This is a genomic window from Microbacterium sp. P5_E9, from assembly GCF_054049175.1.
The window spans coordinates 340,988-362,815 of record NZ_JBFUMV010000003.1; the positions used below are offsets into that span (position 1 = coordinate 340,988).

Below are 21,828 nucleotides of genomic sequence, written 5' to 3' on the forward strand. Positions count from 1 at the left end.
CCGAGTCAGGCTTTCGGGTCACCGGATGCCGCGGCATCCGGTTTCGGCTTGTCGTCGTCTTCCTCGGGGTCGAGCAGAACGGGGCGGTCGATCTGCTTGCGCACCTGGGCGGGGTCGACCGCCAGCAGGAGCAGCGAGACGATCAGCAGCACCGCGATGAACGCGATGCCGGCGGCGACGGCGGCGACCACCGCGGCCTTGCCGGTCTGGGCCGCAGTGTGCTGCTGGAAGAAGCCCATCGAGACCAGCGTGACGATGCCCGTGAACAGGGCGGCGCCGAAGGCCAGCCCCAGCAGCTGAATCGGCTTCATGAGGTCGCGGCGGGTGGGTTTGTCGTCGGTCACGCGGCGCTTCCTCGATCTGATGCGGTGTCGCCCTCGACGGAGGCCCCGGGGGCGAGTGCCGGCGTACGCGGCGAGAACGCCGCAATCGCCAGGTAGACGGCCACGATGGCGGCGTAGGCCCCGAAGAGACCGACGCCGATGGTGATTCCGGTGAGGGTGAACGCCTGTCCGGCGTCCTCGATGTAGTAGTTCAGGGCGTATCCGGTCGGCACGAACAGCATCGCCACGCCGAGGACGAGCGTGATGGCTCCGACCGCGATCGCGTCGCGCGCCTCGGACCGGCGCTCGGGGTCGTCCTGCGAGCGCAGCGCACGGCGCGCCCGGATCCCTGCGACGAGTTCGATGACACCGGTGAGCAGCGCCCAGACGATCACCGACGCGAAGAACACCGGGACCGTGCGCCAGAGCGAGATCCCGCCGACCATCCCGATCAGGATGGTCACGATCGCCATCAGCACGATCGGCCAGCGCTGACCCGCGGGGTAGACGAGCCAGATCGAGAGGAGAAGGACGAGTCCGGTCGCGATCGCAAATCCGCTGAAGACCGCCATGCCCACCGCCGCCGAGTGATCCGGCGAGAAGGTGATCATGATCGCCGCCAGGGCCGCGAACGCGGCGCGCGCCAATTGCACGTGGCGCACCTCGAAGGTGCGGGATGCGGCTGCTGACGACACGGCGGGACTCAAGGGGCTGATCGAGCGCGAAAAGGGGATGCCACCAGTCTAGGTCGTGGCATCGGCGGGACCGGCCGGGCGACGTCTGGCATCGAGCATCGGATGCCCGGTGTCAGAGCGTGGAGAGCGCGTCCTCGAGATCCTGGATGAGGTCGTCGACGCTCTCGATTCCGACCGACAGGCGGACGACATCGTCGGGGACCGCCAGCTCGGTCCCGCGCACCGACGCATGCGTCATCTCGTCGGGGTAGTTGACGAGGGACTCCACCCCGCCGAGCGACTCGGCGAGCTGGAACAGTCGTGTCGACTCCGCGAATCGTCGTGCCGACGCCGCGTCACCGAGCGCGATCGAGACGATTCCGCCGAACGCCGACATCTGGGCGGCCGCGATGTCATGCCCCGGATGACCCGGCAGACCGGGGTAGTAGACCGTTTCGACCGCTCCATGCCCTGAGAGGAATGAAGCGATCGCCCCCGCGTTCTCGCTGTGCCGCTGCATCCGAAGGGCGAGGGTCTTGATTCCTCGGGTCGTGAGCCACGCATCGAGCGGACCCGATACCGCGCCCACCGCGAACTGGAAGAACTTCGCCTTCTCGTACACGGAGTCTTCGGCGAACACGAGAGCGCCGCCGACGACGTCGGAGTGCCCGCCGAGGTACTTCGTGGTCGAATGCACGACGACGTCCGCTCCGAGCGCGAGTGGGCGCTGCAGGGCGGGCGAGGCGAAGGTGTTGTCCACCACCACGAGGGCGCCCGCGGCGTGGCCGAGCCGCGCCAATCCGGCGATGTCGGTGATCCGCAGGAGCGGATTGCTGGGTGTCTCGACCCAGACGATGCGGGCAGGGCGGTCCTCGAGAGCCGCGGCGACGGCATCGAGATCGCTCATGTCGACGATGCGCAGGCCGACCCCCCATGGCCCGAGGATGCGGGCGATGAGCCGATATGTGCCGCCGTAGATGTCACTCCCGAGCAGCACCTCATCGCCTGGCCGCAGCGCGGAACGCAGCAGAGCATCCTCTGCGGCGAGGCCGGAGGCGAACGACAGCGCCTGCCCACCGCCCTCGATCGCCGCGAGCTGGGTCTCGAGGGCGGATCGGGTGGGATTGCCGCTTCGCCCGTACTCGAACCCACGGCGGAGTCCCCCTATGCCATCCTGCGCATACGTCGTGGAGAAGTGCACCGGCGGGATGACGGCTCCGGTCGTCGGGTCGAACGCCTGACCGGCGTGCACCGCCAGACTGTCGAATCCTCGAGCCGGCAGCGGGTGGTCATCGGTCATGCGGTTCGTCTCCCGGTGGTTCGGTCGTGTCGTAGCCGTGGGCGGTCATCCAGTCGTCGTCGAAGAGCTTGCTCAGGTAGCCGCGGCCGTGATCGGGCAGGAGCACGACGACGACGGCGTCCGCCGGCAGCTCGGACGCGACCCGCAGCGCGCCGACGACGGCCATGCCGCTGGAGCCCCCGACGAGCAGGCCCTCCTCGCGGGCCAAGCGCCTGGTCATCGCGAACGACTCCGCGTCGGAGATCCGGTGGATCTCGTCGACGACCGAAGGGTCGTAGGCGGCCGGCCAGAAGTCCTCGCCGACGCCTTCGACGTCGTACGTGTGCACCGGGCCGCCGGAGTAGATCGACCCCACCGGATCGACCGCGACGATCCGGACGGCACCCTCGGACGCCTCCTTGAGGTAGCGGCCCGCGCCGGTGATCGTGCCACCGGTGCCGACACCGGCGACGAAGTGCGTGACGAGGCCGTCGGTGTCGCGCCAGATCTCGGGGCCGGTCGATTCGTAGTGGCTGCGCGGGCCGTTCGGGTTGGCGTACTGGTTGGGCTTGAACGCTCCGGGGGTCTCGGCGACGAGCCGATCCGAGACGCTGTAATACGAGCGCGGGTCGTCCGGCTCGACGGAGGTGGGCGCCACGACGACGTCCGCGCCATACGCGCGAAGCACCGCCCGTTTGTCTTCGGCGACCTTGTCGGGAACGACGAAGATGCACCGATAGCCGCGCTGCTGCGCGATGAGCGCGAGCCCGACCCCGGTATTGCCGCTCGTCGGCTCGACGATGGTGCCGCCGGGCCGCAGCAGTCCGTCCCGCTCAGCCGCGTCGATGATGTTCGACGCGATGCGATCTTTGCTCGACCCGCCGGGGTTGAAGTACTCCACCTTCGCGAGCACGGTCGCACGAATGCCGTCGGTGACGCGATTGAGCTGCACGAGGGGCGTGCCGCCGATGAGATCGGCGACGCTGCGGGCGTATCGCAAGGTGTGTCCTGTTCGGCGTGTCCGGTTCCCGGCCCACGGTACCTCGGACGGTGCGCGGCGTCGATGGGGGCCGCGACCGCGGGCTCGGGCGCGGCGCTACAGCGCCCGCAGCCGCGGCGCGAGGTCGCGTTCGAAGAGGTGCATGAACCGCTCCTGGTCGTGCCCGGGGGCGTGGAACACGAGGTGCGTGAACCCCCAGTCGACATATTCCGCGACGGCGGCCACGATCTCGTCCGGGTCGGTCCCGACGATCCAGCGCTTCGCGATCTGCTCGATCGGCAGCGCGTCGGCGGCACGCTCCATCTCGCTGGGGTCGGTGATGTCGTGCTTCTGCTCCGCCGACAGCGAGAGCGGCGACCAGAACCGGGTGTTGTTCAACGCGGGCTCGCGCGACTCCTCGTAGGAGATCTTGATCTCGATCATCCGCTCGATGCTGGAGGCGTCGCGACCGGCGGCCGCAGCGCCCTCGGCGACCGCGGGGATCAGCTTGTCGACGTAGAGCTCGCGCCCCTTGCCTGAGGTGCAGATGAAGCCGTCCCCAGCCCGTCCCGCGTACTTCGCCACGACGGGACCGCCGGCGGCGATGAAGATCGGGATGCCGTCGGCCGGGACGTCGTAGATGGATGCCTCGTGGGTCGAGTAGTACTCGCCGTCGAAGCTCACCCGGTGCCCTGCCCAGAGCTCCCGCATGAGGCGCACCGCTTCGCGGAGGCGGGCGAAGCGCTCCTTGAAGTCGGGCCAGTCCTGGGGACCTGCGCCGCGGAAGCCGGTGGCCACCTCGTTCAGGGCCTCGCCGGTGCCGACGCCGAGGAAGACCCGGTCGGGGTAGAGGCATCCGAGTGTCGCGAAAGCCTGAGCGACGACCGCGGGGTTGTACCGGAACGTCGGGGTCATGACGCTCGTGCCGATGCGGATGTGCGACGTCCGCTCGCCGACGGCGGCCATCCAGGCGAGAGAGAACGGGGCGTGGCCGCCCGTGTTGCGCCACGGCTGGAAGTGGTCGCTCACCGCGACCGATTCGAAGCCGTGCCGCTCGGCGGCGACCGCGATCTCGACGAGCTCGCGCGGGGCGAACTGCTCGGCTGATGCCTTGTATCCGAGTGTGAGAGTCATGACTCACTCCTTCTCTTCCGCGCCGAGCGCGGCCCGTGCGGCTGCGCCGCCCGCTTCGAATCCTGCTTCATAGCCCTGCCGGTGGGCCTCGTCGCTGCCCAGATGGAACATGTCCCGATCGCTCGCGCGGACGATGCTGCGGGCCCCCGGCAGGTCGAGGTCGCCGAGGTGGGCGCCGAGGCCCCGGACCACGGCGACCGGCGAACCCGACGTCTTGCCCTTGACGAGGTCGCCGGCGGCGGCGATCTCGTCGGCGAGGCACGGGCGGGTCACGATGAGCGGGCGGCCGTGGCTGTCGGCGGTGCCGCCGAGCTCGTCGAACACGTGCACACCGGCAGCGCCGATCGCGATGTCGGTCTGACCCTCCCGCCACGGCCTGCCGAGGGTGTCGCTGACGATCACGCCGAGGCGTGCACCGGTGCGCCGACGGAGGGCGCCGGCGAGCGCGACGGCCGACGCATCGGGGTCGAGCGGCAGCAGGAGCACCATGCCGTCCGGGGTGTTGGAGGCGTCCACCCCTGCGGCGGCCCCCACGATGCCGAGCCGGTTCTCGACGATGCGGGTCGGGTACGCGCCTGGCCCAGGTCGGGTCGCAACGACCCGCACCGTCTCCTGCGTGATGGCGTCCTCGCGGTCGGCCGCAGCCATGATCCGACCCTCCGCCTTCGAGACGATCTTCGAGGTGACCACGAGGATGTCGCCGTCGACGAGCGGGATGCCGACCTGCGAGACGGACTCCAGGATCAGCGTCGCCAGATCGTCTCCAACCGCGACCTCCGGCATCCCCGTCAACGCCCAGATCTGCAGCGGCCCGGCCATGAATCTCCCTCGCTGCGGCGAACTCGCCGTGTGGACGACGACGGCGCTGCGGGCACCGACGTTCAGATCCAGTATCGACGCCCCCGGACGTGCGGGACCAATCGAGTCGGTATCCGGTCAGCGTGCGGGAACCTCCGTGTGGACCCGCTCCCGGATGCTGCGCGCCGCCGTGCGGAACTTCCCCGGCGTGAGCCGCACGGCGACGACGGCCACCTGCTCGTCAAAGGCCACCCATGAGCCGCCGTCCTCCGGAATGGTGGCCGCGAACTGTGCGGCGGACACCGCATTGGACTCGGAGACCTGGCCGCCGAGAAACTTCGACCACAGCAGCGGGCACCGATGCCGGAGAGTCTCGGCGTAGACGGCGCGCTTCCGGAGGGTCGTCTCGTCCATGCGCAGGCGCACCGCGATGTCCGCGACCGCGGCTCGAACCGCCAACGCTTGGCGGTCGCGACGGATCGCCTCGATGCCGCGGCCCCGCACATCGCTCCAGGCTGGATCGAGCGTCGGGTCAGGACCGACCCAGGGGTCCGGCATCGCCTCGGCGCCGCGGACGATCTCGGCCATCAACCTGTACTGCTCGGCGACGAGCGCCCGCAACGCGACCGAAAACCCCTCGATGACGTCCATCTCCCGGTCATGCTCCGCGGCGGGACCCGGCTTCCACCAGCCCTCATCACCGGCGCCGTCGGCGAGGTCCGCCTCGTCGATCCACTCGACGGACTCCGCATCTTCGGCGCGTGCGCCGATCGTCTTCAACGCATCATTTCCCGCTGGCATCGAATGAAACTCCATGACTTGAAGGTACGAATGCCCACCGACATTCGATTATCCAGTCGTTTTCGACGCCTCCGTCGCGCTCGAAAACGATCGAGCAGGATCGGAGAAGCGCCCCGCCGCCACACTGCCTAGCCTGAAGGAGGCGCCAGAAAGACGCGGCGCCCAGTGACTCAGACCGAAGGAGACCGAAATGGCCAAGACCGAGACATCCGCCGGGCTGTCCGATGACGAGCGTGAGGCCGTCAAGCAGCGCGCCAAGGAGCTTCGCGAGCAGGCGAAGGCCGGCAAGAACCGCGAAGCCGGCGACAAGTCGGTGCGCGATGCCATTGCGAAGCTCGACGACCCCGACAAGGCGATCGCCCAGGGCCTGTACGACGTCGTGACCGCGGTGGCACCCCACCTCGTGCCCAAGACGTACTACAGCATGCCGGGATTCGCGAACGACGAGGGCAAGATGGTCGTCTTCGTGCAGCCGGCCGGCAAGTTCAAGACCCGCTACTCGACCATCGGATTCGAAGACCGCGCCCAGCTCGACGACGGCGACATCTGGCCGACCGCCTTCGCGGTGAACAGCTGGACGCCTGCCGTCGAGAAGCGCATCACCGAGGCTGTGACGAAGGCCGTCGGCTGACGGCTCTGCTCCGCATTTCGGATGCCGCGACCCCGGCCGGGTCGCGGCATCCGTCGTTCATCACTCGTCCGATGGCGACGCAGTCGGCGTAGGGACGACGACGACATCTCGCTGCGGCGCGTAGTGCAGAGGTGAGGCGATGAAGATCGCCACCGCGAGCAGCCCGAGCGCCGTCCCGATCACCAGGATCCGCATCATGAGCACGGAGGTCCTCGCCCCGAATCGGCGGTGGGCAAGCGCCAGCAGCCCGAGCCCCGCGAGGCCACCGGCCGTGTTGACGATCACGTCGGTGGTGTCGAAGCTGCCGATGGAGAGTACGTGCTCGATGATCTCCAGCACCAGGCTTGCTCCGACGAGCACGCCGGTCACCGCGAACCACTTCCACCTCGGCGCGAGCAGCCCGAGATATAGGCCGAACGGGATGAACAGCAGGAAGTTGAATACCACCTCGAGCGGCGCGCTGGCGTCGGCGTCGCCGTCAGGCACGAACGGGATCAGCTTGATGGGACGCGGGAGCAGCGCCGCCTCCCCGATCCACGGAACCTCGAGTTTCCAGAGCACGATCCAAGCGAGCAGGACGAGGTAGATCACGAAGAGGACGGGCAACAGCCATCCGCGAGGTTCGCTCTTCGGATCAGACACCCTGCCATGCTTCCAGCTTCTCGACCCGCGAATGACAGCTCCGCCTCGGGACGCGCCAGACTGAACCTGCACCGACAACAGGGAGCGACCATGACATATCGCGTCGGATACTTCGTGGGCAGCCTGTCCTCGACCTCGATCAATCGGATCCTCGCGAAGGCGCTGATCGGGCTGGCACCCGACGACCTGGAGTTCACCGAGATCCCGATCCGCGACCTGCCGCTGTACAGCCCCGACTACGACGCGGACTTCCCTCCGGCAGCGCGCGCACTGAAGCAGGCGATCAGTGAGACGGATGCCGTGCTCTTCGTCACCCCGGAATACAACCGCTCCATCCCCGGCGCGCTGAAGAACGCCATCGACTGGGCATCGCGGCCGACGAGACCGACCTCGTTCGACCACATCCCGGCCGCGGTGATCGGGGCCTCCAGGGGGCCGATCGGCACGGCCCTCGCGCAGCAGAGCCTGCGCGGCGTGCTGAGCTTCTGCAACGCGCGTCAGATGACCGCACCCGAGGCGTACATCCGCTTCTCGCACGACGACTTCGCCGAGGACGGCACGGTCACCAACCCTCAGATGGAAGCCCGCCTGCGGACGTTCATGGCCGAATTCCGCGAGCACATCCAGCGGGTGCTCACCGTGCTGCCTCGGCAGGAGCAGGCACTCTCCTGAACCAGGCCCTCGACGGCCCCGTCCTCAGTCAGGTGCCGCAGTAGGTGCGATGCCGCGGTGCGCCGTCTGGGGCCGGCCGCGCGAAGCGTCGGTACTCGCTTCCGGAGCGCTCCGTGTAGGGATCGCGCAGCAGGTCGACCAGCTGCTCGAAGGGCGCGAGGTCGCCCTCGGTCGCGGCCGAAAGCACCTCCTCGACGATGTGGTTGCGGGCGATGTAGACGGGGTTCACGGCCCGGATGGCCGCGGCATCCGGTGCAAGCGCCGACCACCGGATCAGCCACGCGTCGAGCTCAGGGACCGATCCGAGGAAGCGTCCGCGCAGTGGCCGCTCGTCACCCTCTGCGGCAGCGGCGAGATCTCGCCAGAAGCCTGTGAAGTCGACCCCGTGATCGGCGGCAAGGTCGAGAGCGGCGTGCGCGAGCTCGGCGGCGACCGAGGGGTCGACCCGGTCGTCGAGGCCCAGCTTCGCGCGGAACGCCGCGGCCCAGTGCGACCGATAGCGCGCGTCGAACCCGTCGACCAGCTCCGCGGCGATCTGCTGAGCCGTCGACGGGTCGTCGGCCAAGAGCGGCGAAAGCGCATGGCCGAGGCGCTCGAGGTTCCAGCGCATGATCGACGGCTGCTGGTCGTAGGCGTAGCGGCCGAATCGGTCGATCGAACTGAAGTACGCGCCTGGCTCGTACGCATCCAGGAATGCGCATGGACCGTAGTCGATGGTCTCCGCCGACACCAGGACGTTGTCGGTGCTGAGCACGCCGTGGACGAACCCGGTGCGCATCCAGTCGGCGGTGAGCGCTGCCACCGCGTCCACGATTTCGGCGAGCAGCGCGCGGTAAGGGTGCTCAGCGGCGGCCGCCCGCGGGTAGTGGCGGGCGATCACGTGATCCGCGAGGCGGGCGAGCAGCGCCGGATCATCCTGCGCGCGCACGTACTCGAAAGAGCCGAACCGCACATGGCTGGTCGCGGTGCGCGCCAGCACCGCGCCCGGCAGCGTCTGCCCGCCATGCTCGCGCGGGGCGCCGGTGCCCACGACGGCGAGCGCCCGGGTGGTGGGAACTCGGAGCGCCTGCATCGCCTCGCCCATCAGGAACTCGCGGAGCATCGGCCCGACCACGGCGAAGCCGTCGACCCGCGACATCGACGTGGGTCCGATCCCCTTCAGATGCACGTCGCGCAGGCGTCCGGCGCGGTCGCGTCGCTCGCCGAGAAGCGCGGCGCGGCCGTCGCCGAGGATCGGCTGGAAGACCCCCCACTGGTGGCCGGCGTACACCTGCGCGACCGGGCTGGAACCCTCCCTGAACGACTCGCCGGTGAGGAAGCGGATGCCTGCGCGCGACCGCAGATAATCGGGGTCGAGCCCGAGATCCCGGGCGACCTCCTCGTTCAGCGTGAGAAGCTGCGGCTGCGGTGTGCGGACGGGCGAGACGGGGTGGGAGAGCTCCGGGAGGGTCTCCGCCCACACGCGTTCGAGCCCCGGTGGTTTCTGAGCATCGACGAGGGCGCTGCGAGCGCCGGGTCGCGTGACAAGATCCGCCGCGTCAGCCATGGAGGCAGTATTGCCGTCCGCGCCGCGATGACGCCGGAATGTGACGCCGCGGGACGTGCGGGCTCCGCGGACGACGCGCTACTGACCGGGGCAGGTGCCTGGGTTCGGGACGTCAGTCCTCGGGGATCCGCCCGGAGGCACATCTGGGAACGTGACGTAGAGCACGTATCGGGTTGTGCCGTAGTTGACGACCTGATCCACTTCGCCGGGTCGTTCGATGAACGCCTGCCCCGCGCGGTAGGTTTCGATCTCGCAATGGTTGCCGACCGATTCGTAGACGGTGAGCTCGCCTTCCTTGACGACGATGATCGCGCCGCCCGGATGCGAGTGCCAGCCGGAGGAACCGCCCGGTTCAACGGTGATCGTCGCCATGGCGACATCTGTTCCGACGTGCAGTGGGATGGTCCCGTTCGACACGTTCGTCCCCCGCGTCAAGAGAGTCTGCGTCAGCTGTGATGGCGGCGTGGCGTGGACGGCTCCAGCTGACAGGGCGACGCCGGTGAGGCCGAGCAGCACGGCCAGAGCCCATCGTGATTTCACTCTTCCCCCAACCGTGGCGGACTTGGTCGTGCGGCGAATATTCGTTTCCATGTCACTCTCCCCCTAGGTGAGCGCGGAGCCGACCGGCGAGGATGTCTTCCTCGACCCCGTGGGCGCCGTCGCATTTGCGCTGACCATGCACCCGGTCGGTATCAGACGGATATCAGCGAACGCGGGCGGGTTCTGCGCCCGATAACGTCGGGCTATGAGCGATGTACTCCCCTTGAGCCCCGACGAACTGCTGACGACGACGCGCTCCGTGCGGCGTCGGCTCGACCTCGAGCGACCCGTCCCGGTCGACGTCGTCCGAGAAGCGCTCGAGGTCGCGCTGCAGGCGCCGACCGGGAGCAACGCCCAGACGTGGCACTGGATCGTCGTCACCGACCCGGAGAAGCGCCACGCCATCGCCTCGCTGTACGCGCGATCGTTCGCCCGCTATCGCGCGTCGGGCGGCCGGACGTACGCCGACCCGACGCGCCAGGCGGTGCAGCAGCGGGTCTCATCGAGCGCCGACTACCTGGCGGAGCACATGGGCGACGTCCCCGTCCTCGTGATCGGCGCGATCTTCACGGGCGCCGAGGAGTTCGAGCCTGGAAGTCAGACCGGCCTGTGGGGGTCGCTTCTGCCTGCCGCCTGGAGTCTGCAGCTCGCGCTGCGGGCGCGTGGCCTCGGCAGCGCCTGGACGACCCTGCATCTCGCGTACGAGCGTGAGATCGCCCAGCTCCTCGGCATCCCGCCGACCGTGCGCCAAGGCGTACTGCTGCCCGTCGCCTACACCGTGGGAACGGACTTCCGACCCGCGCACCGTGCGCCGCTCGACGACGTCCTGCACATCGACGGCTGGTGAGGGTCAGCGCGTCGATCCCTCGCGCGCCGAACGCGGGCCGTGGACAGTAACGGGACAGCCGGCGAGCTCGGGTGGGCCCGTGGTGCTCTCAGGCCGCGACGGTCTCCCGATCCGCGATGATCGCACGCACGGCCTCGCGGCCGGCACGGTTCGCGCCGACGGTGGACTGCGAAGGCCCGTACCCGATCAGGAAGAGACGCGGCTCGTCGGTCGCGCGCGTGTTCGCGACGCGGATTCCCCCGTCCGGTGTGCGCAGCCGCAGGGGCGCCAAATGGTCCAGCGCTGGACGGAAGCCGGTCGCCCACAGGATGACGTCCGCCTCGACGAGCGATCCGTCCGGCATGCGCACGCCGTTCTCCTCGATCGAGGAGAACATCGGATGCCGCACCAGCACTCCGCGCGCCTCGGCGGCGCGGGCCCACGGCGTCCAGTGCATCCCGGTCACCGAGATGACGCTCCCCGGCGGAAGCCCGCGACGCACGCGATCCTCGACGCCCGCGATCGCGGCGACCCGGGCAGGAATGTCGAAGGACTCCTCGGACCACTCCGGCTCGCTTCGCGTCACCCAGAACGTTTCGGCGACGCGCGAGATCTCGTCGAGCAGCTGAACCGCCGATATCCCGGCGCCCACGATCACCACCCGCTTGCCGGCGAACTCCTCGGCCGAGACGTAATCCGCGACATGCAGTTGGCGCCCTCGGAAGCGACCCTGGCCGGGGTAGTGCGGCCAGAACGGGCGGGTCCAGGTGCCCGTCGCGTTGATGACGTACCGGGCTGTCCACACGCCGTGATCGGTTTCGACGACGAGTCGATCGTCGTCGCGTCGGACGGCGGTGACACGCACCGGGCGTCGCACGTCCAGGGCGAATTCCGCCTCGTACGCGGCGAAGTACGGCGGCAGCACATCCCGGCTCGCCGCGTGCGCATCGGCCGGCGGCACCGCGAATCCGGGCAGCTCATGGATGCCGTTGACCGTCGCCATCTTCAGCGAGGCCCAGCGGTGCTGCCACGCTCCTCCGGGCTCGCTGTTCGCGTCGAGCACGACGTACGTCTGATCTGCTCCGGTCGCGCGTTCGCTCGAAACGAATCCGCGTCGCGCGAGGTGGTAGGCAGCGGACAATCCGGCCTGACCCGCACCGATCACCACGACGTCGACAGGAGCGGGGTGCACATCGAGACCGAACGCCTATCGCCGCGGCCGGATTCCCAAGCCGCAGCTCGGACCTCATCGCGCCTGCATGGCCGGTGCGCGGCTAGTAGCCCGGCGGTCGTTTCTGGGGCGGGTCGTCTCCGTCGACATCCTCGTCATCGTCGGCGGCCAGCACCGCGATCGGCGGGATACCCATGACGAGGGCGACGAACTTCCCCCACGGCCCAACGGGACGCGCGGATTCCTCGGGCATCATCACTCCTCTGTCGAGGGACTGAAACTCAAGTTACCGCGTCGGTTCTCTGGCTGCGACGTCTCCGCGCAGATGCCGGAGCGAAGTCCCCTCGCCACTCGGCGGTCTGTGCGGCACGATGGAACCATGGCGACTGCCGCACGCGTGATCTCGGTGAGCCGCGACGATCAACATCGCTTCACGAAGCCGGCCCGGGAATCCATCACGCTTGTCGCCGGCCTCGGTGTGCAAGGCGACGCGCACTTCGGCGGGACAGTGCAGCATCTCTCGCGGGTGCGACGCGATCCGACGCAGCCGAATCTCCGGCAGGTTCACCTCATCCATGCGGAATTGTTCGACGAGGTGACCGCCGAGGTCGCCCCGGGTGAGCTTGGCGAGAACATCACCACGGAAGGGGTCGACCTGCTGGGACTTCCTCGCGGAACGCGTCTGCGACTGGGCCTCGATGCTGTTGTGGAACTCACGGGTCTGCGCAACCCGTGCGTGCAGATCGATCGATTCGAACCGGGCTTGCTCAAGCAAGTCGTCGGCACGGATGCCGAGGGTCGCACGATCCGGAAGGCGGGGGTGATGGCGGTGGTGATCGCTGGCGGGGTGGTGAGGCCAGGTGATCCGATCGGGGTGGAGATCCCGCCCGCACCGTTCGAACCGCTCTTCCCGGTCTGACCCCAGGCGTCATTCAGCGGTCCCCCACGGTMCGCGTGCAGGGCCTCGGCCCGGCGGGTTCACCTGGCGAGGACCCGGCGCATCACTGGACGACTGGGGTAGGTGCGTCCGAGCTCGTGGAAGCCGGCAGCCGTGAACATCGCGAGAGTGCCGGTGAAGAGGGACGCGGGCGACGGATTCCCTGTGAGCCGGTCCTTGTCGACGGGGTGTCCGTCCACGACAGTGGCGCCGTGCGCGCGGGCGTGATCAACGGCTGAGGAGGACCTCCCGCACGAGCCGCGTCCGCTCGACCCCATCCCAATCGTGCGAGCGCTGGTGCGACCGCACCGGGTCCAGAAAGTCATCACCGCGCATCCGCACACTGCCTGGGACGAGCTCCACCAACCCGCGGGCGAGCGTACTCTTTCCGGCGCCGCCGTATCCCGACACCCCGACGACAATGGGAGTGCCCCGCTCGTTCCTCCGCTCGAGGATCGGCGCGGCAAGCTCCTGCAATTGCATGCAATAACCCTAGATAGCCCGCGGGGCCCCACCTGGCCGCATTCAACACACCGACCGTACGAGGGTCCCTGAATGGTCCCCCTCTGTGTTCGAAGAGCTGCTCGTGCGGCGCAGGTCAGCTCTGATCGGCGCTCGTCTGAATCGTCGAGCGCACGGCCCGCCGCAGCGCGGTCGCGTTGTCTCGGAGCCACTGCGCACGGCGGAGGATGCGGTCGCCGACACCTTCTTCCCACATGCGCTGCCAGCCTCCGCCGAACATCTCAGCGCGCGACTTCATGAGGAACCAGGAACGGTCGGCGCCGTTGATCGAGATCTCCACAAGGGTCGACCGGGCCGCGACATCCAGCCCATACGTCTCCACAATCAGCGAGCCTGTCTCGATCGGATCGAGATGCCGCGAGGCGACCTCTCGGTCCGGCTCCGGCATCCAACCACCCCACCACAGCAGGAGGTTCGCGACCTCCTCCGCACGACTGGCGGGGCGGATCATGTCGAAGTCGATCAGAGCCGCAGCGCGCGCGTCACGGAAGACGACGTTCTCCGGAGTGATGTCAAGGTGTGCGACCAGCGTCGGTGCCTCAGCGATCGAGGCAGGCATCCCGAGAACATCTGGCTGTCGCAGTCCAGTCGCCCAGCTGGGCACACCGAGCGGCTCCATCGCATCATCGAACGCGCGCACCAGCCGTGCCACGCTCGCGATACGCGCCGGATCCGCGACCCAGGCGGGCCAGGGACGGCCTGCGACCTGACCGTCGATGAAATCGAGGATGTCGCGGCCTTTCGCATCGACACCGTGAAACCGAGGAGCACCAGCGAACCGCACGGACTCGAGGTGCCCGAGAACCTGACGGACGGACTCCGATACCCCGCTCACCGGGCGGCGCACTGTGTCACCGACCCGCACCACGCCCTCCGTGACATCGCCACCGGCCAGCGGTTCCTCGACGTCGTCCCCGCGTATCGTCACAACCCAAACCTAGAGAACGAACCGTTTCTCCCATTGCCGTTCGGTTCGGTGATTCTCGGCGGATAGCCATGACGTCGCCCGCACGCGGTATGTTCGACGCCTCAGGAGGCGATGCGATGTCGACGACCCTCAGTTCAGAACCGAAACCGGCATCTGAGGGTGGGGACGCCCGTCGCCGTCGCGCGAAGATCGTAAAGCGCGGGTCGCTGTCGATTCTGGTGCTCACGATCGCCGGCTTCGTGATCGGCGCTCTCGTGATGTTCGGGTGGATGGTCAACGAAACGCACTTCGACCGCCCGACTCAGGAGTTCGACGATTTCGAAAAACAGGTCGAGAGCCTCCCCGGCGTGGACGGCGTCGACAAAGAGCGATGGGTCGAAGCGCCGGCTTTCTCGAACCCGACGTCATGGATGTCCGTCGCCGTGGACGATGCTGGACTTCCAGTCCTGCTCGAAACGGCGTGCTCGACCGACTATCCCGACCCCGTCACGTGGTCGATTCGTGTAAGTACGCCCGCCGGAGCGGAGGTGCTGCTGCACGCAGTACCAACACACCCCGACGCTGCCGACGGCGACGTGCGGTGTCCTGACTTCGGGCTCGACGCGGTGCCGCTCGTCGCTGAACTCGATCGGGTGGCTCCGGGTCTCGCTATCCAGCCTGCGCTCTGGGAGGACGACAGATTCGCCCTCGTCGCGCTGGAAGAGCAAGYTCCGGCGGGGTTCACTCACCTTCTGCCGCTCATCGAGCACGCCGACGATCTGCTCGCCGCCGCCGGTCTGGATGCGAACGATGCGGTCGAATTCAACTCGGCGAATCTCGGCTTCGTCCTCGAGCCAGGCGAGCGTGACGCGTACCTCGCGCTGCTCACCGAGCTCGCCGAGGATCGCGCGGTCAGCAGTTACTGGGCCGACAGCGGCACGTCGGTCGAGGGAATCGAGAAGGTGCAGATCGTCGCCCCGGACGAGCAGCACGCGGCGATCGAGGAAGTCATCCGCTCCTCCGGGCTGCACATCGCCGATCTCCCGGTGCGGTTCATCGAGCAATGAGCTCAGTGCGACTGGCAGTTCTGCACGCGATCGGGCCCAATTCCCCCGGGGTCGAGCAGAGCGAAGCCGGCCCAACCTGATCCCCCACTCAGCTGGGGATGGAGCCCGCCGGCCGTCCCCCTTGTTGAGGTGACGCTCCCGCCCCATACTTGGCGCCAGGCGCGCAACGTCGCGCGTCGTGGGGGCGCCGGTTTGGGGATCGGTCATACGCGCATTGGCGACCTCGTCGCGTGCCGTGTGACTGTCGGCGAGCCTCGCTGATCGATCTTCGTGGTCCCCGGTGCCGAAAGGAGGACGATGAAGATCAAGACTTGGGGCGCGCACGGAATCGGGGCGTGTGTGATCATCACTCTGGCTGCAGTACTAGCCGKGTGTACCAGCAGTCCCACGCCCGAGGCCACGCCTGCAGCCGAGCCTGTCGAGGCCGTGGAGACGCCAGCTTCCCTTCCGAGACCCGAGTTACCGGCACCTCCGGAACAGCTCACCTTCGAAGCGGGCGCCGATCTCGACTCGGAGGTGTGGCTTGCCGGTTGGCACGTGCGGCCGATCGACATGACCAACGGCTACCCCGTTGTGTACCCCCGCGACGATTGGGAGGAGAAGAAGTTGTCAGACGGCTGTGAGAGCTCGCGGTATCACAAGTTCTCCCTCGACGGTCTTGATCTCACCCTCGACGACCGCACCTTGACCGACCAGTACCTCGCCCAGATCCTCGATATCCCGGTCGCAGACATCTCGGCCGAAGGTTCGGATATCTCGTTCCCCGTGGTCGGACGGTCGCCGATGACAGCCGACTTCCGGGTGCGCGCCGGAAGCTTCAGCAACGGGGGCAGTTGGCTGGCGGCGGCGAGGGTCTTCGGTGCGCTCCACACGGCATTAGTCGTCCAGCTCGAGTGCGACCCTGGCCCGATGACCGGGGCGACCGGCCAGCAGATGTTCGACCTGCTCCCGCAAGTAGTCGGCCCGGACGGTCTCGCGGTCGGACTCGGCCGCGTCGACTGGAACATCGTCGAAGCACTCACTTTCGACGACGGTGCGGACCTCGTCGCATCATCGGGTGCGCAGTGGGTTGACGGGGCGCTGATGGCGGACGCGTCCTGGACGTTCGACGACGGCGAGCCGGACGATGGGACCTGGTCCTACGCATCCAGTGACGGCGACTGCATGGCGGATTACCAGCAGTCTCGGCTAGAGGAGAACAGCGCGACCCCCGGCGATCGGGAGGCCAGTGACGAGCTCGTTGCGTTGTGGTCGGAGGACCCAGACAGCTTTGCTCCCGAGGACGCGGTCGACCATGGCTTCGCGCTCGGTGTGCCCGGTAACGACCTGGTCGCCATGAGGCTCATCGAAGGCTCAGCGCCTGCAGGCAGATCGGTGACGGCCGCTCGGGCGTTCACAGGTCCACTTCTCGGATTGGCGATCACCGTCACCTGCTCGACCGGTGATCCACTGAAGGCACTGGAACTGCTGGCCGCGGAGTCCGCCATCCAAGTGGTGCCGTAGCAGTGTGCGGGCTGACGGCGCCAGCCGCGACACTCACCGGGTCGCGCCGTCCAGCCGAACCCGCCGCTACGACTCGAAAAGAGTCGGCGTGGGCGAGCGACAGTTATTGCCGTATTAGATAGGTCGAGTTGCGGAGGCCGATAGCCGGTGCTCAGCGGTCGTGGTCCTCAAGCGTTCGAGACCACGCAACCTCCCGCTGAAGCTGGCCGGTTTGGACGAAGAGTCGCACTTGATGCGCGTGTGGGAGCGCCTGGGCCAGCTCGTCGCGGTCAGCGCGGGTGAAGCCGAGCTTCTGCCAGAACGCACCTGATCTGCGCGAGAACAGCCAAGCCTGAGTGGCTCCTGCCACCCGTGCCTGCTCCATGGCGTACCGAGCCAACCGAGAGCCCGCGCCCCGAACGCGCTGTGGCGGCGACACCGCAACGCTGCGGATGAGCGCGTGTTTGCGGTCCTCACTCAACTCGAACCCCGTTGTGCCGATCACGTTGCCGCTCTCGTCACGCTCGATCCACAGATGAGTTGTCGGGTCCTCAAGTCCTGCCAGAGTCAGATCCACCTCGACCAGGAAGCTGCGCAATTGATCGATGTCGGCAGCCGACACACGCTCCAAAGTCACGACTCAATTCTGGACGGAGCGGGGCATCACGGATCGCGGCCGAGGTCGGCGGCTATTCGTCGAGAGCGGCTCTCAACACTCTGATCGCCTTCGGACCGACTCCGTGGAGAGTCGCAAGGTGATCGAGTCCAGCCTTCTTGACGTCATCCAAGTCCCGTACCCCCGCCTCGTCGAGGGCCCTCCTGGCAGGTGCACCGATGTTCGGCAGCCGGCGCTCAGCGTTCATGCGTGCACAATACGCTCCGCACCAACGTCTCGAGGTAGCGTGCGCTCGAGCGCCGGTCGTGCGGGCGGTGGTTCTCATGCAGAATGGCGCCATGCAGGCTGTGGTTGCACGTAGCCGAGCCAAGAGCCTGGCTGGACTCCTGGGATGTGCGCTCTTCGTCGCGGCTTCTCTTGCGATCATCGCCGAGGGATCTGCTCTCACGCTGATCATCGGCACCGTTGGTGTCGCGACGTTCGTCGGATTCGGGATCGGCTGGATCGTCGTTCTCCTCAAAGCTGGTCCGGGTCTCGTCGTGGACGAGACCGGGTTCGAGGACACCAGTTCCCTCACGGCGGTCGCGCGGGTGCTCTGGGCAGATGTGACCCAGGTTTCGGAACTGAGCATCGCCGGCACGCCGTTGGTCGTCATCGGCGTCCGCGATCCGGAGCTCTACGTGACACGCCTGCGTGGACTGCCCCGCTTTGCTGCCATCGCGAACAACCGTCTGTTCGGTTCTCCGGTCATCATCGCTGCAGTGAGTCTGAGGATCAGTTTCGCAGACCTGTCCACGCTGTTGGCCGAAGGCCTTCGGCACTACCGCGAACCTTGGCTTGAGATCCCGACCTAAGTCGTGGGGCAGTGGGCGCGTTTCTTTGACGCTCGCGAGAGGGCCGCTCTCCGAGCGGCGCGGTGATCCTTGCCTGCGCGATAGTCGCTTTCGTTCTCGTGGGACCGGCTGGGTGATCAAACCGCGGGCGCGCGCCGATGTCAGCGGGACATTCGTGCGCGGATGGCGCCGTACGCCCGCATCAGCTGGGGGACGACGAGGTACACCGCGAGGGGTACGACGATGAGGGTGAGCACGAAGGCTCGCGCGACCGGGTGCCAGTCGACGGAGATGGGTCCGATGAGCAGCATGCCGATCGCGACGAGCGGGAAGATCGCCAGCCACGTGATGGCCGCGCGGATGTGCACGGACGGCGGCTTTGGCGTCGATGGCGCGACGAACGGAGCGGCAGTGGTGTCTCGCACGCCAGGTGTGGTGGGTGTGGCCATCGGGGCTCCCTTTGGGTTCGGCTGGTCGGGAACTGCAACGGAGCAGCCGAGACCGGCATTCCCGTTGGTCCTCCCATGTGCCGCCCGTACCCGTTCACCCGGCGTGCAGTGGGCGTCATGTGTCCGTGAACGAGCCGAAGTCCGGGCGAAGCTCCGCGCTGAGCTGGTCCACGTTCGCCGGGGTCACCTTCCAGCGTGACGCGTCGTCATCCTCGAACGTCAGGTCGGACCTTCCAGAGTCGCGATCGAACTGCACGAGGATCTTCAGCGGCTGTTCCTGCCCCGGCTTGTAGTTGCTCTCGCGCAGCGCGTCCACCGCGGGCTTGATCCCCGACGGGCGCGATGCGACCGCCGAGGGCGTGCCGTCGGGCGAGTAGGTGTAGCCGTGCGTTCCGCTGACCCGGCCTCCGCTGAGGTCGATGACCATCGCCAGCGATGACCAATCGTCGCCGGCTCCTCTCATGTTCTCGATCAGCGCGCGGATGAGATCAGTGGTTGCGTCGTCGGGCATGGGTCCATCCTGGATGGACATACGAGTCGTCAGTTCACGAGCGGCAAGGGATGAATGGGTTCAGCCTATGAGCCGGTCGACCTTGGCCCGTTGCTCTGCGACCGTTGTCACTGTCGCAGGGTCGACGGGCGCGAAGGTGTCTACGACGCTCTCGACTCCTTCAGGTGCGAAGCGGTAGGCGCTCAGACCGCCGCCTTGATCGCGGGCCATGCCACTGGGCCAGACGTCTGGCTGTGCGCCAGCCACGCCTATCCGCCACCCCAGCGGCTCCAACTGCTCCCGGATCACGCACAGCGCCTCGAAGGCGTCGTTCTCACGCGCTGAAACGGAAGCGAACTCGGGTGAGGTGATCTCGACCACCCACGACCCCGACTCGTATCGCCACGCGACAGTGGCCTCGCTCGAGCTGCCATCGCGGGTCGCCTGGATCGTCTGCGGACTCTGGATCATMCGCTCATCCTCTCAGGCGAGAAGCTGCGTGGGCCGGGAGAGATCGGTCGAAAGCTGCCTCGTCCACCTGAGGACGATTGCGCCCGGTCAGGGGGCGAAATGTCCATATGGACATCGCATGGACGAGTCATCCGCGAAAGTGGACAACTTCAAAAAAGGCCTACAAAACAAGTGATGTAGGTTCCTGATCGACCTTGCGGGGAACGACCGGGAATCCGCGTTGGTTTGCGGCGGTCAGTACCTTCGCAGACCACGATAATTTGCGAATTCCTACACGAAGCCCGCGTTGAAAAGGGCACTGAGGCTCACTCGCAAGCGGATCATCGACCACGACAGTTCTGCTCGAGCGGCGCAGGTCAGCCCACAGTGACGGCCCGAGCCTCAGGCTCGGGCCGAGTCCTCGCGCCGCATGCGGCGATAGCGGCTCTCGTCGGCGGCGAACACACCGCAGTACACGGCGCCGACCAACAGAGAGACTCCGCCCGCCAATAGGAAGCCGGTGCCAGCGAGGGATCTGAAGTCGGTCAGCATTCCGGCAACGAACATCAATTCGCCCCCGACGACGCAGAGCAAGGCGCCCCACCGCAATCCACCGAGGATCACCTGCCACGCCCGCGCCATACCGCCATCGTGCCAGCGTCACCGTTTGATGTCACGGCTATCACCCGCCGCCCGGAGACCGGTCAGTCGGGCGCGACATCAGTGCCCCTGGTCGGCGCGCGTGACGTAGGTCAGCAGCGGTAATCCCGCCGGAGAGGCAAACGACGCCGCAATCTCCGCGAGCGACGCGCGCACGAACGGCAGAAATGAGTCCCGGCCCCACGAGCGGACAGAGAACAAGGCCTCGCGGTCGTCCCAGCGCAGAGCCGGCCGCTCGCCGATGTCCACGACCGAGACCCCCACAGGCTGGTTCCTCGGCGCGAACGAGCGCCCGCCGGCTCCCGGTCGCGCGAGATCGATCATGAGCGCTCGTAGCGCGTCGTCTCGGTGGCTGAACACCGCTATGTCCGTCGACGTGCCGCGGCTCCAGGACCGGAATGCCCACCGCTCCCCCTTCGGCTCGATGTACCGGCCCGTCTCCATGTCGGACCACCCGAACTGCCCGTCGCGGGAGAACGGCTTCTCCAGGTAGCCCCACCGGGCGTGGCRCTGCAGCAGGCGGGCATCCGCRCCAYCGGGATCGATCGTGTCGAGSACGTTGGCGACACCGGGYATCCGCCCCCGGCGCCAGCGCTGGAAGGTCTGCCTGTCGTGGAGGTTCGCGTACCCGATTGTGCGCTCATCCCCGGAGTGAGAGATCGGGTCAGAGCCCGTCGCCCAGACCTCTCCAGTCTCGCMATCGACGATGTACGGCCCGCTGCCGATGAGCATCGTCAGCACGTCGCCCGTGTCGAGATAGACCCGRGACTGCCGCGAGATCGTGAAGCCCCACGGCTTGGTCTCGACTCGCTCGTCGGCTTCCCGCCCCTCATCGAACGCTCGGCGCGTCCACTCTCTGACGGCGTCGGGGGTCACCTCGAGCTCAGTATCGGTCATCTCGGCAGGCTACTGGCTGCAACCGGCGCGTGAGCGACCCCTAGGCGCCGTATCCCGGTCGGCTTGCGCGCCGTCCCGCTGGGACTACGAGCCGGTGTTCCGCTCTAGCCATTGGTCGATGTCGGCCAGCTCATCCCGGATCTTTTGCCGCTCTTGCGGCGTGAAACGTCTGACCTGCATTGCAAGTACCGATTCAGCCGCGATCGGACTTAATCCAAACGTTCGCTGCACCGCGCCTCGCAGCTCCTGACCGTCACCCTGCACAGCCGAGCAGACCTCAACCAGTTCTGCGAGTCGACCCAGCACCTCGATGTAGGCCGCGATGATCTCGCGGCGCCCCATTGCATTCTGTCGTTCGTCCGACATTCGGCCACCCTACCGATGCGACAAACGGTTCCTCGCTACCGACGGCGCACTGAACGGCCCTCAGCGGGCCAGTTCGTGGCGTGCGAGGACGGTGATCCACTTCTCCGCCGATGTCGGCTGGGTGGAGTCAACGATC

The 21,828-nt window shown here is 67.6% G+C and carries 29 protein-coding genes; 7 read left to right on the plus strand and 22 right to left on the minus strand.

Annotated features, from left to right (window positions below; genetic code table 11):
• Window positions 1–5 precede the first annotated feature (5 nt).
• The 7 genes from ACXJ3V_RS07800 to ACXJ3V_RS07830 all read right to left on the minus strand — a co-directional run bounded on the left by ACXJ3V_RS07800 (window position 6) and on the right by ACXJ3V_RS07830 (window position 5,988).
• The gene (locus ACXJ3V_RS07800) at window positions 6–344 is read right to left on the minus strand and encodes an amino acid transporter (RefSeq protein WP_457099711.1); all 339 of its coding nucleotides are present in this window, start codon (window positions 342–344) and stop codon (window positions 6–8) included.
• Window positions 341–1,018, minus strand: a complete 678-nt coding sequence (locus ACXJ3V_RS07805; RefSeq protein WP_457099712.1) for an acyl-CoA synthetase — start codon at window positions 1,016–1,018, stop codon at window positions 341–343. Before ACXJ3V_RS07805 ends, ACXJ3V_RS07800 begins: the two co-directional genes overlap by 4 nt.
• Window positions 1,019–1,130: 112 nt before the next feature.
• Window positions 1,131–2,297: a cystathionine gamma-synthase gene (locus ACXJ3V_RS07810; protein ID WP_457099713.1), complete on the minus strand. Its 1,167-nt coding sequence runs from the start codon at window positions 2,295–2,297 to the stop codon at window positions 1,131–1,133.
• Complete coding sequence (locus ACXJ3V_RS07815) at window positions 2,287–3,276, minus strand: pyridoxal-phosphate dependent enzyme (protein ID WP_457099714.1); 990 nt, start codon at window positions 3,274–3,276, stop codon at window positions 2,287–2,289. The genes ACXJ3V_RS07810 and ACXJ3V_RS07815 overlap by 11 nt, the downstream gene beginning before the upstream one ends.
• A 96-nt stretch (window positions 3,277–3,372) precedes the next feature.
• Window positions 3,373–4,389, minus strand: a complete 1,017-nt coding sequence (fgd, locus tag ACXJ3V_RS07820; protein WP_457099715.1) for a glucose-6-phosphate dehydrogenase (coenzyme-F420) — start codon at window positions 4,387–4,389, stop codon at window positions 3,373–3,375.
• A gap of 3 nt (window positions 4,390–4,392) precedes the next feature.
• On the minus strand, window positions 4,393–5,208 hold the full coding sequence (gene cofE, locus ACXJ3V_RS07825; RefSeq protein WP_457099716.1) for a coenzyme F420-0:L-glutamate ligase: 816 nt from the start codon (window positions 5,206–5,208) through the stop codon (window positions 4,393–4,395).
• 117 nt (window positions 5,209–5,325) lie between these two features.
• Entirely contained in the window at window positions 5,326–5,988 is a 663-nt protein-coding gene (locus tag ACXJ3V_RS07830; RefSeq protein WP_457099717.1) for a hypothetical protein, read from the minus strand.
• A 190-nt stretch (window positions 5,989–6,178) separates the two neighbouring features.
• Between ACXJ3V_RS07830 and ACXJ3V_RS07835 the strand changes: the two genes are divergently transcribed.
• A complete protein-coding gene (locus tag ACXJ3V_RS07835; protein ID WP_457099718.1) occupies window positions 6,179–6,619 on the plus strand; it encodes an iron chaperone in 441 nt (146 codons plus the stop codon).
• A gap of 60 nt (window positions 6,620–6,679) precedes the next feature.
• Here the strand turns inward: ACXJ3V_RS07835 and ACXJ3V_RS07840 are convergent, their stop codons facing one another.
• Window positions 6,680–7,261 carry a VanZ family protein gene (locus ACXJ3V_RS07840; RefSeq protein WP_457099719.1) on the minus strand — a complete coding sequence of 194 codons (582 nt, stop codon included), beginning with the start codon at window positions 7,259–7,261 and terminating at the stop codon, window positions 6,680–6,682.
• A gap of 90 nt (window positions 7,262–7,351) precedes the next feature.
• Between ACXJ3V_RS07840 and ACXJ3V_RS07845 the strand changes: the two genes are divergently transcribed.
• The gene (locus tag ACXJ3V_RS07845) at window positions 7,352–7,933 is read left to right on the plus strand and encodes an NADPH-dependent FMN reductase (RefSeq protein WP_457099720.1); all 582 of its coding nucleotides are present in this window, start codon (window positions 7,352–7,354) and stop codon (window positions 7,931–7,933) included.
• A gap of 28 nt (window positions 7,934–7,961) precedes the next feature.
• Here the strand turns inward: ACXJ3V_RS07845 and ACXJ3V_RS07850 are convergent, their stop codons facing one another.
• Both ACXJ3V_RS07850 and ACXJ3V_RS07855 read right to left on the minus strand, forming a co-directional pair.
• Window positions 7,962–9,479, minus strand: coding sequence for a protein adenylyltransferase SelO (locus ACXJ3V_RS07850; protein ID WP_457099721.1), 1,518 nt, complete (start codon window positions 9,477–9,479; stop codon window positions 7,962–7,964).
• Window positions 9,480–9,557: 78 nt separating this feature from the next.
• On the minus strand, window positions 9,558–10,070 hold the full coding sequence (locus tag ACXJ3V_RS07855; RefSeq protein WP_457099722.1) for a cupin domain-containing protein: 513 nt from the start codon (window positions 10,068–10,070) through the stop codon (window positions 9,558–9,560).
• A 154-nt stretch (window positions 10,071–10,224) separates the two neighbouring features.
• Between ACXJ3V_RS07855 and ACXJ3V_RS07860 the strand changes: the two genes are divergently transcribed.
• Window positions 10,225–10,866, plus strand: coding sequence for a nitroreductase family protein (locus ACXJ3V_RS07860; RefSeq protein WP_457099723.1), 642 nt, complete (start codon window positions 10,225–10,227; stop codon window positions 10,864–10,866).
• A gap of 88 nt (window positions 10,867–10,954) precedes the next feature.
• On the opposite strand, the gene ACXJ3V_RS07865 is transcribed toward ACXJ3V_RS07860, so the two are convergent.
• On the minus strand, window positions 10,955–12,037 hold the full coding sequence (locus ACXJ3V_RS07865; protein WP_457099724.1) for an NAD(P)-binding domain-containing protein: 1,083 nt from the start codon (window positions 12,035–12,037) through the stop codon (window positions 10,955–10,957).
• Between the two features lie 82 nt (window positions 12,038–12,119).
• The gene (locus ACXJ3V_RS07870; protein ID WP_457099725.1) at window positions 12,120–12,269 is read right to left on the minus strand and encodes a hypothetical protein; all 150 of its coding nucleotides are present in this window, start codon (window positions 12,267–12,269) and stop codon (window positions 12,120–12,122) included.
• Between the two features lie 126 nt (window positions 12,270–12,395).
• On the opposite strand from ACXJ3V_RS07870, the gene ACXJ3V_RS07875 reads away from it, so the two are divergent.
• Window positions 12,396–12,935, plus strand: coding sequence for an MOSC domain-containing protein (locus ACXJ3V_RS07875; protein WP_457099726.1), 540 nt, complete (start codon window positions 12,396–12,398; stop codon window positions 12,933–12,935).
• 59 nt (window positions 12,936–12,994) lie between these two features.
• Here the strand turns inward: ACXJ3V_RS07875 and ACXJ3V_RS07880 are convergent, their stop codons facing one another.
• The 3 genes from ACXJ3V_RS07880 to ACXJ3V_RS07890 all read right to left on the minus strand — a co-directional run bounded on the left by ACXJ3V_RS07880 (window position 12,995) and on the right by ACXJ3V_RS07890 (window position 14,403).
• Window positions 12,995–13,153, minus strand: a complete 159-nt coding sequence (locus ACXJ3V_RS07880) for a hypothetical protein (RefSeq protein WP_457099727.1) — start codon at window positions 13,151–13,153, stop codon at window positions 12,995–12,997.
• Window positions 13,154–13,181: 28 nt separating this feature from the next.
• Window positions 13,182–13,436: a hypothetical protein gene (locus ACXJ3V_RS07885; RefSeq protein ID WP_457099728.1), complete on the minus strand. Its 255-nt coding sequence runs from the start codon at window positions 13,434–13,436 to the stop codon at window positions 13,182–13,184.
• A 115-nt stretch (window positions 13,437–13,551) separates the two neighbouring features.
• The gene (locus tag ACXJ3V_RS07890) at window positions 13,552–14,403 is read right to left on the minus strand and encodes a phosphotransferase (protein WP_457099729.1); all 852 of its coding nucleotides are present in this window, start codon (window positions 14,401–14,403) and stop codon (window positions 13,552–13,554) included.
• Window positions 14,404–14,519: 116 nt separating this feature from the next.
• Between ACXJ3V_RS07890 and ACXJ3V_RS07895 the strand changes: the two genes are divergently transcribed.
• Complete coding sequence (locus ACXJ3V_RS07895) at window positions 14,520–15,449, plus strand: hypothetical protein (RefSeq protein WP_457099730.1); 930 nt, start codon at window positions 14,520–14,522, stop codon at window positions 15,447–15,449.
• 270 nt (window positions 15,450–15,719) lie between these two features.
• The gene (locus ACXJ3V_RS07900) at window positions 15,720–16,952 is read left to right on the plus strand and encodes a hypothetical protein (RefSeq protein WP_457099731.1); all 1,233 of its coding nucleotides are present in this window, start codon (window positions 15,720–15,722) and stop codon (window positions 16,950–16,952) included.
• A gap of 151 nt (window positions 16,953–17,103) precedes the next feature.
• Here the strand turns inward: ACXJ3V_RS07900 and ACXJ3V_RS07905 are convergent, their stop codons facing one another.
• Complete coding sequence (locus ACXJ3V_RS07905) at window positions 17,104–17,568, minus strand: GNAT family N-acetyltransferase (protein WP_457099732.1); 465 nt, start codon at window positions 17,566–17,568, stop codon at window positions 17,104–17,106.
• Between the two features lie 197 nt (window positions 17,569–17,765).
• Between ACXJ3V_RS07905 and ACXJ3V_RS07910 the strand changes: the two genes are divergently transcribed.
• The gene (locus ACXJ3V_RS07910; protein WP_457099733.1) at window positions 17,766–18,401 is read left to right on the plus strand and encodes an STM3941 family protein; all 636 of its coding nucleotides are present in this window, start codon (window positions 17,766–17,768) and stop codon (window positions 18,399–18,401) included.
• Window positions 18,402–18,541: 140 nt separating this feature from the next.
• On the opposite strand, the gene ACXJ3V_RS07915 is transcribed toward ACXJ3V_RS07910, so the two are convergent.
• The 6 genes from ACXJ3V_RS07915 to ACXJ3V_RS07940 form a co-directional block, all read right to left on the minus strand.
• On the minus strand, window positions 18,542–18,829 hold the full coding sequence (locus ACXJ3V_RS07915) for a hypothetical protein (RefSeq protein WP_457099734.1): 288 nt from the start codon (window positions 18,827–18,829) through the stop codon (window positions 18,542–18,544).
• A 115-nt stretch (window positions 18,830–18,944) separates the two neighbouring features.
• Window positions 18,945–19,340, minus strand: a complete 396-nt coding sequence (locus ACXJ3V_RS07920; RefSeq protein WP_457099735.1) for a hypothetical protein — start codon at window positions 19,338–19,340, stop codon at window positions 18,945–18,947.
• Between the two features lie 60 nt (window positions 19,341–19,400).
• Window positions 19,401–19,790, minus strand: a complete 390-nt coding sequence (locus tag ACXJ3V_RS07925) for a hypothetical protein (protein ID WP_457099736.1) — start codon at window positions 19,788–19,790, stop codon at window positions 19,401–19,403.
• A 381-nt stretch (window positions 19,791–20,171) separates the two neighbouring features.
• On the minus strand, window positions 20,172–20,411 hold the full coding sequence (locus tag ACXJ3V_RS07930; protein ID WP_457099737.1) for a hypothetical protein: 240 nt from the start codon (window positions 20,409–20,411) through the stop codon (window positions 20,172–20,174).
• A gap of 78 nt (window positions 20,412–20,489) precedes the next feature.
• A complete protein-coding gene (locus ACXJ3V_RS07935) occupies window positions 20,490–21,326 on the minus strand; it encodes a hypothetical protein (RefSeq protein ID WP_457099738.1) in 837 nt (278 codons plus the stop codon).
• A gap of 84 nt (window positions 21,327–21,410) precedes the next feature.
• On the minus strand, window positions 21,411–21,692 hold the full coding sequence (locus tag ACXJ3V_RS07940) for a hypothetical protein (protein ID WP_457099739.1): 282 nt from the start codon (window positions 21,690–21,692) through the stop codon (window positions 21,411–21,413).
• Window positions 21,693–21,828 lie beyond the last annotated feature (136 nt).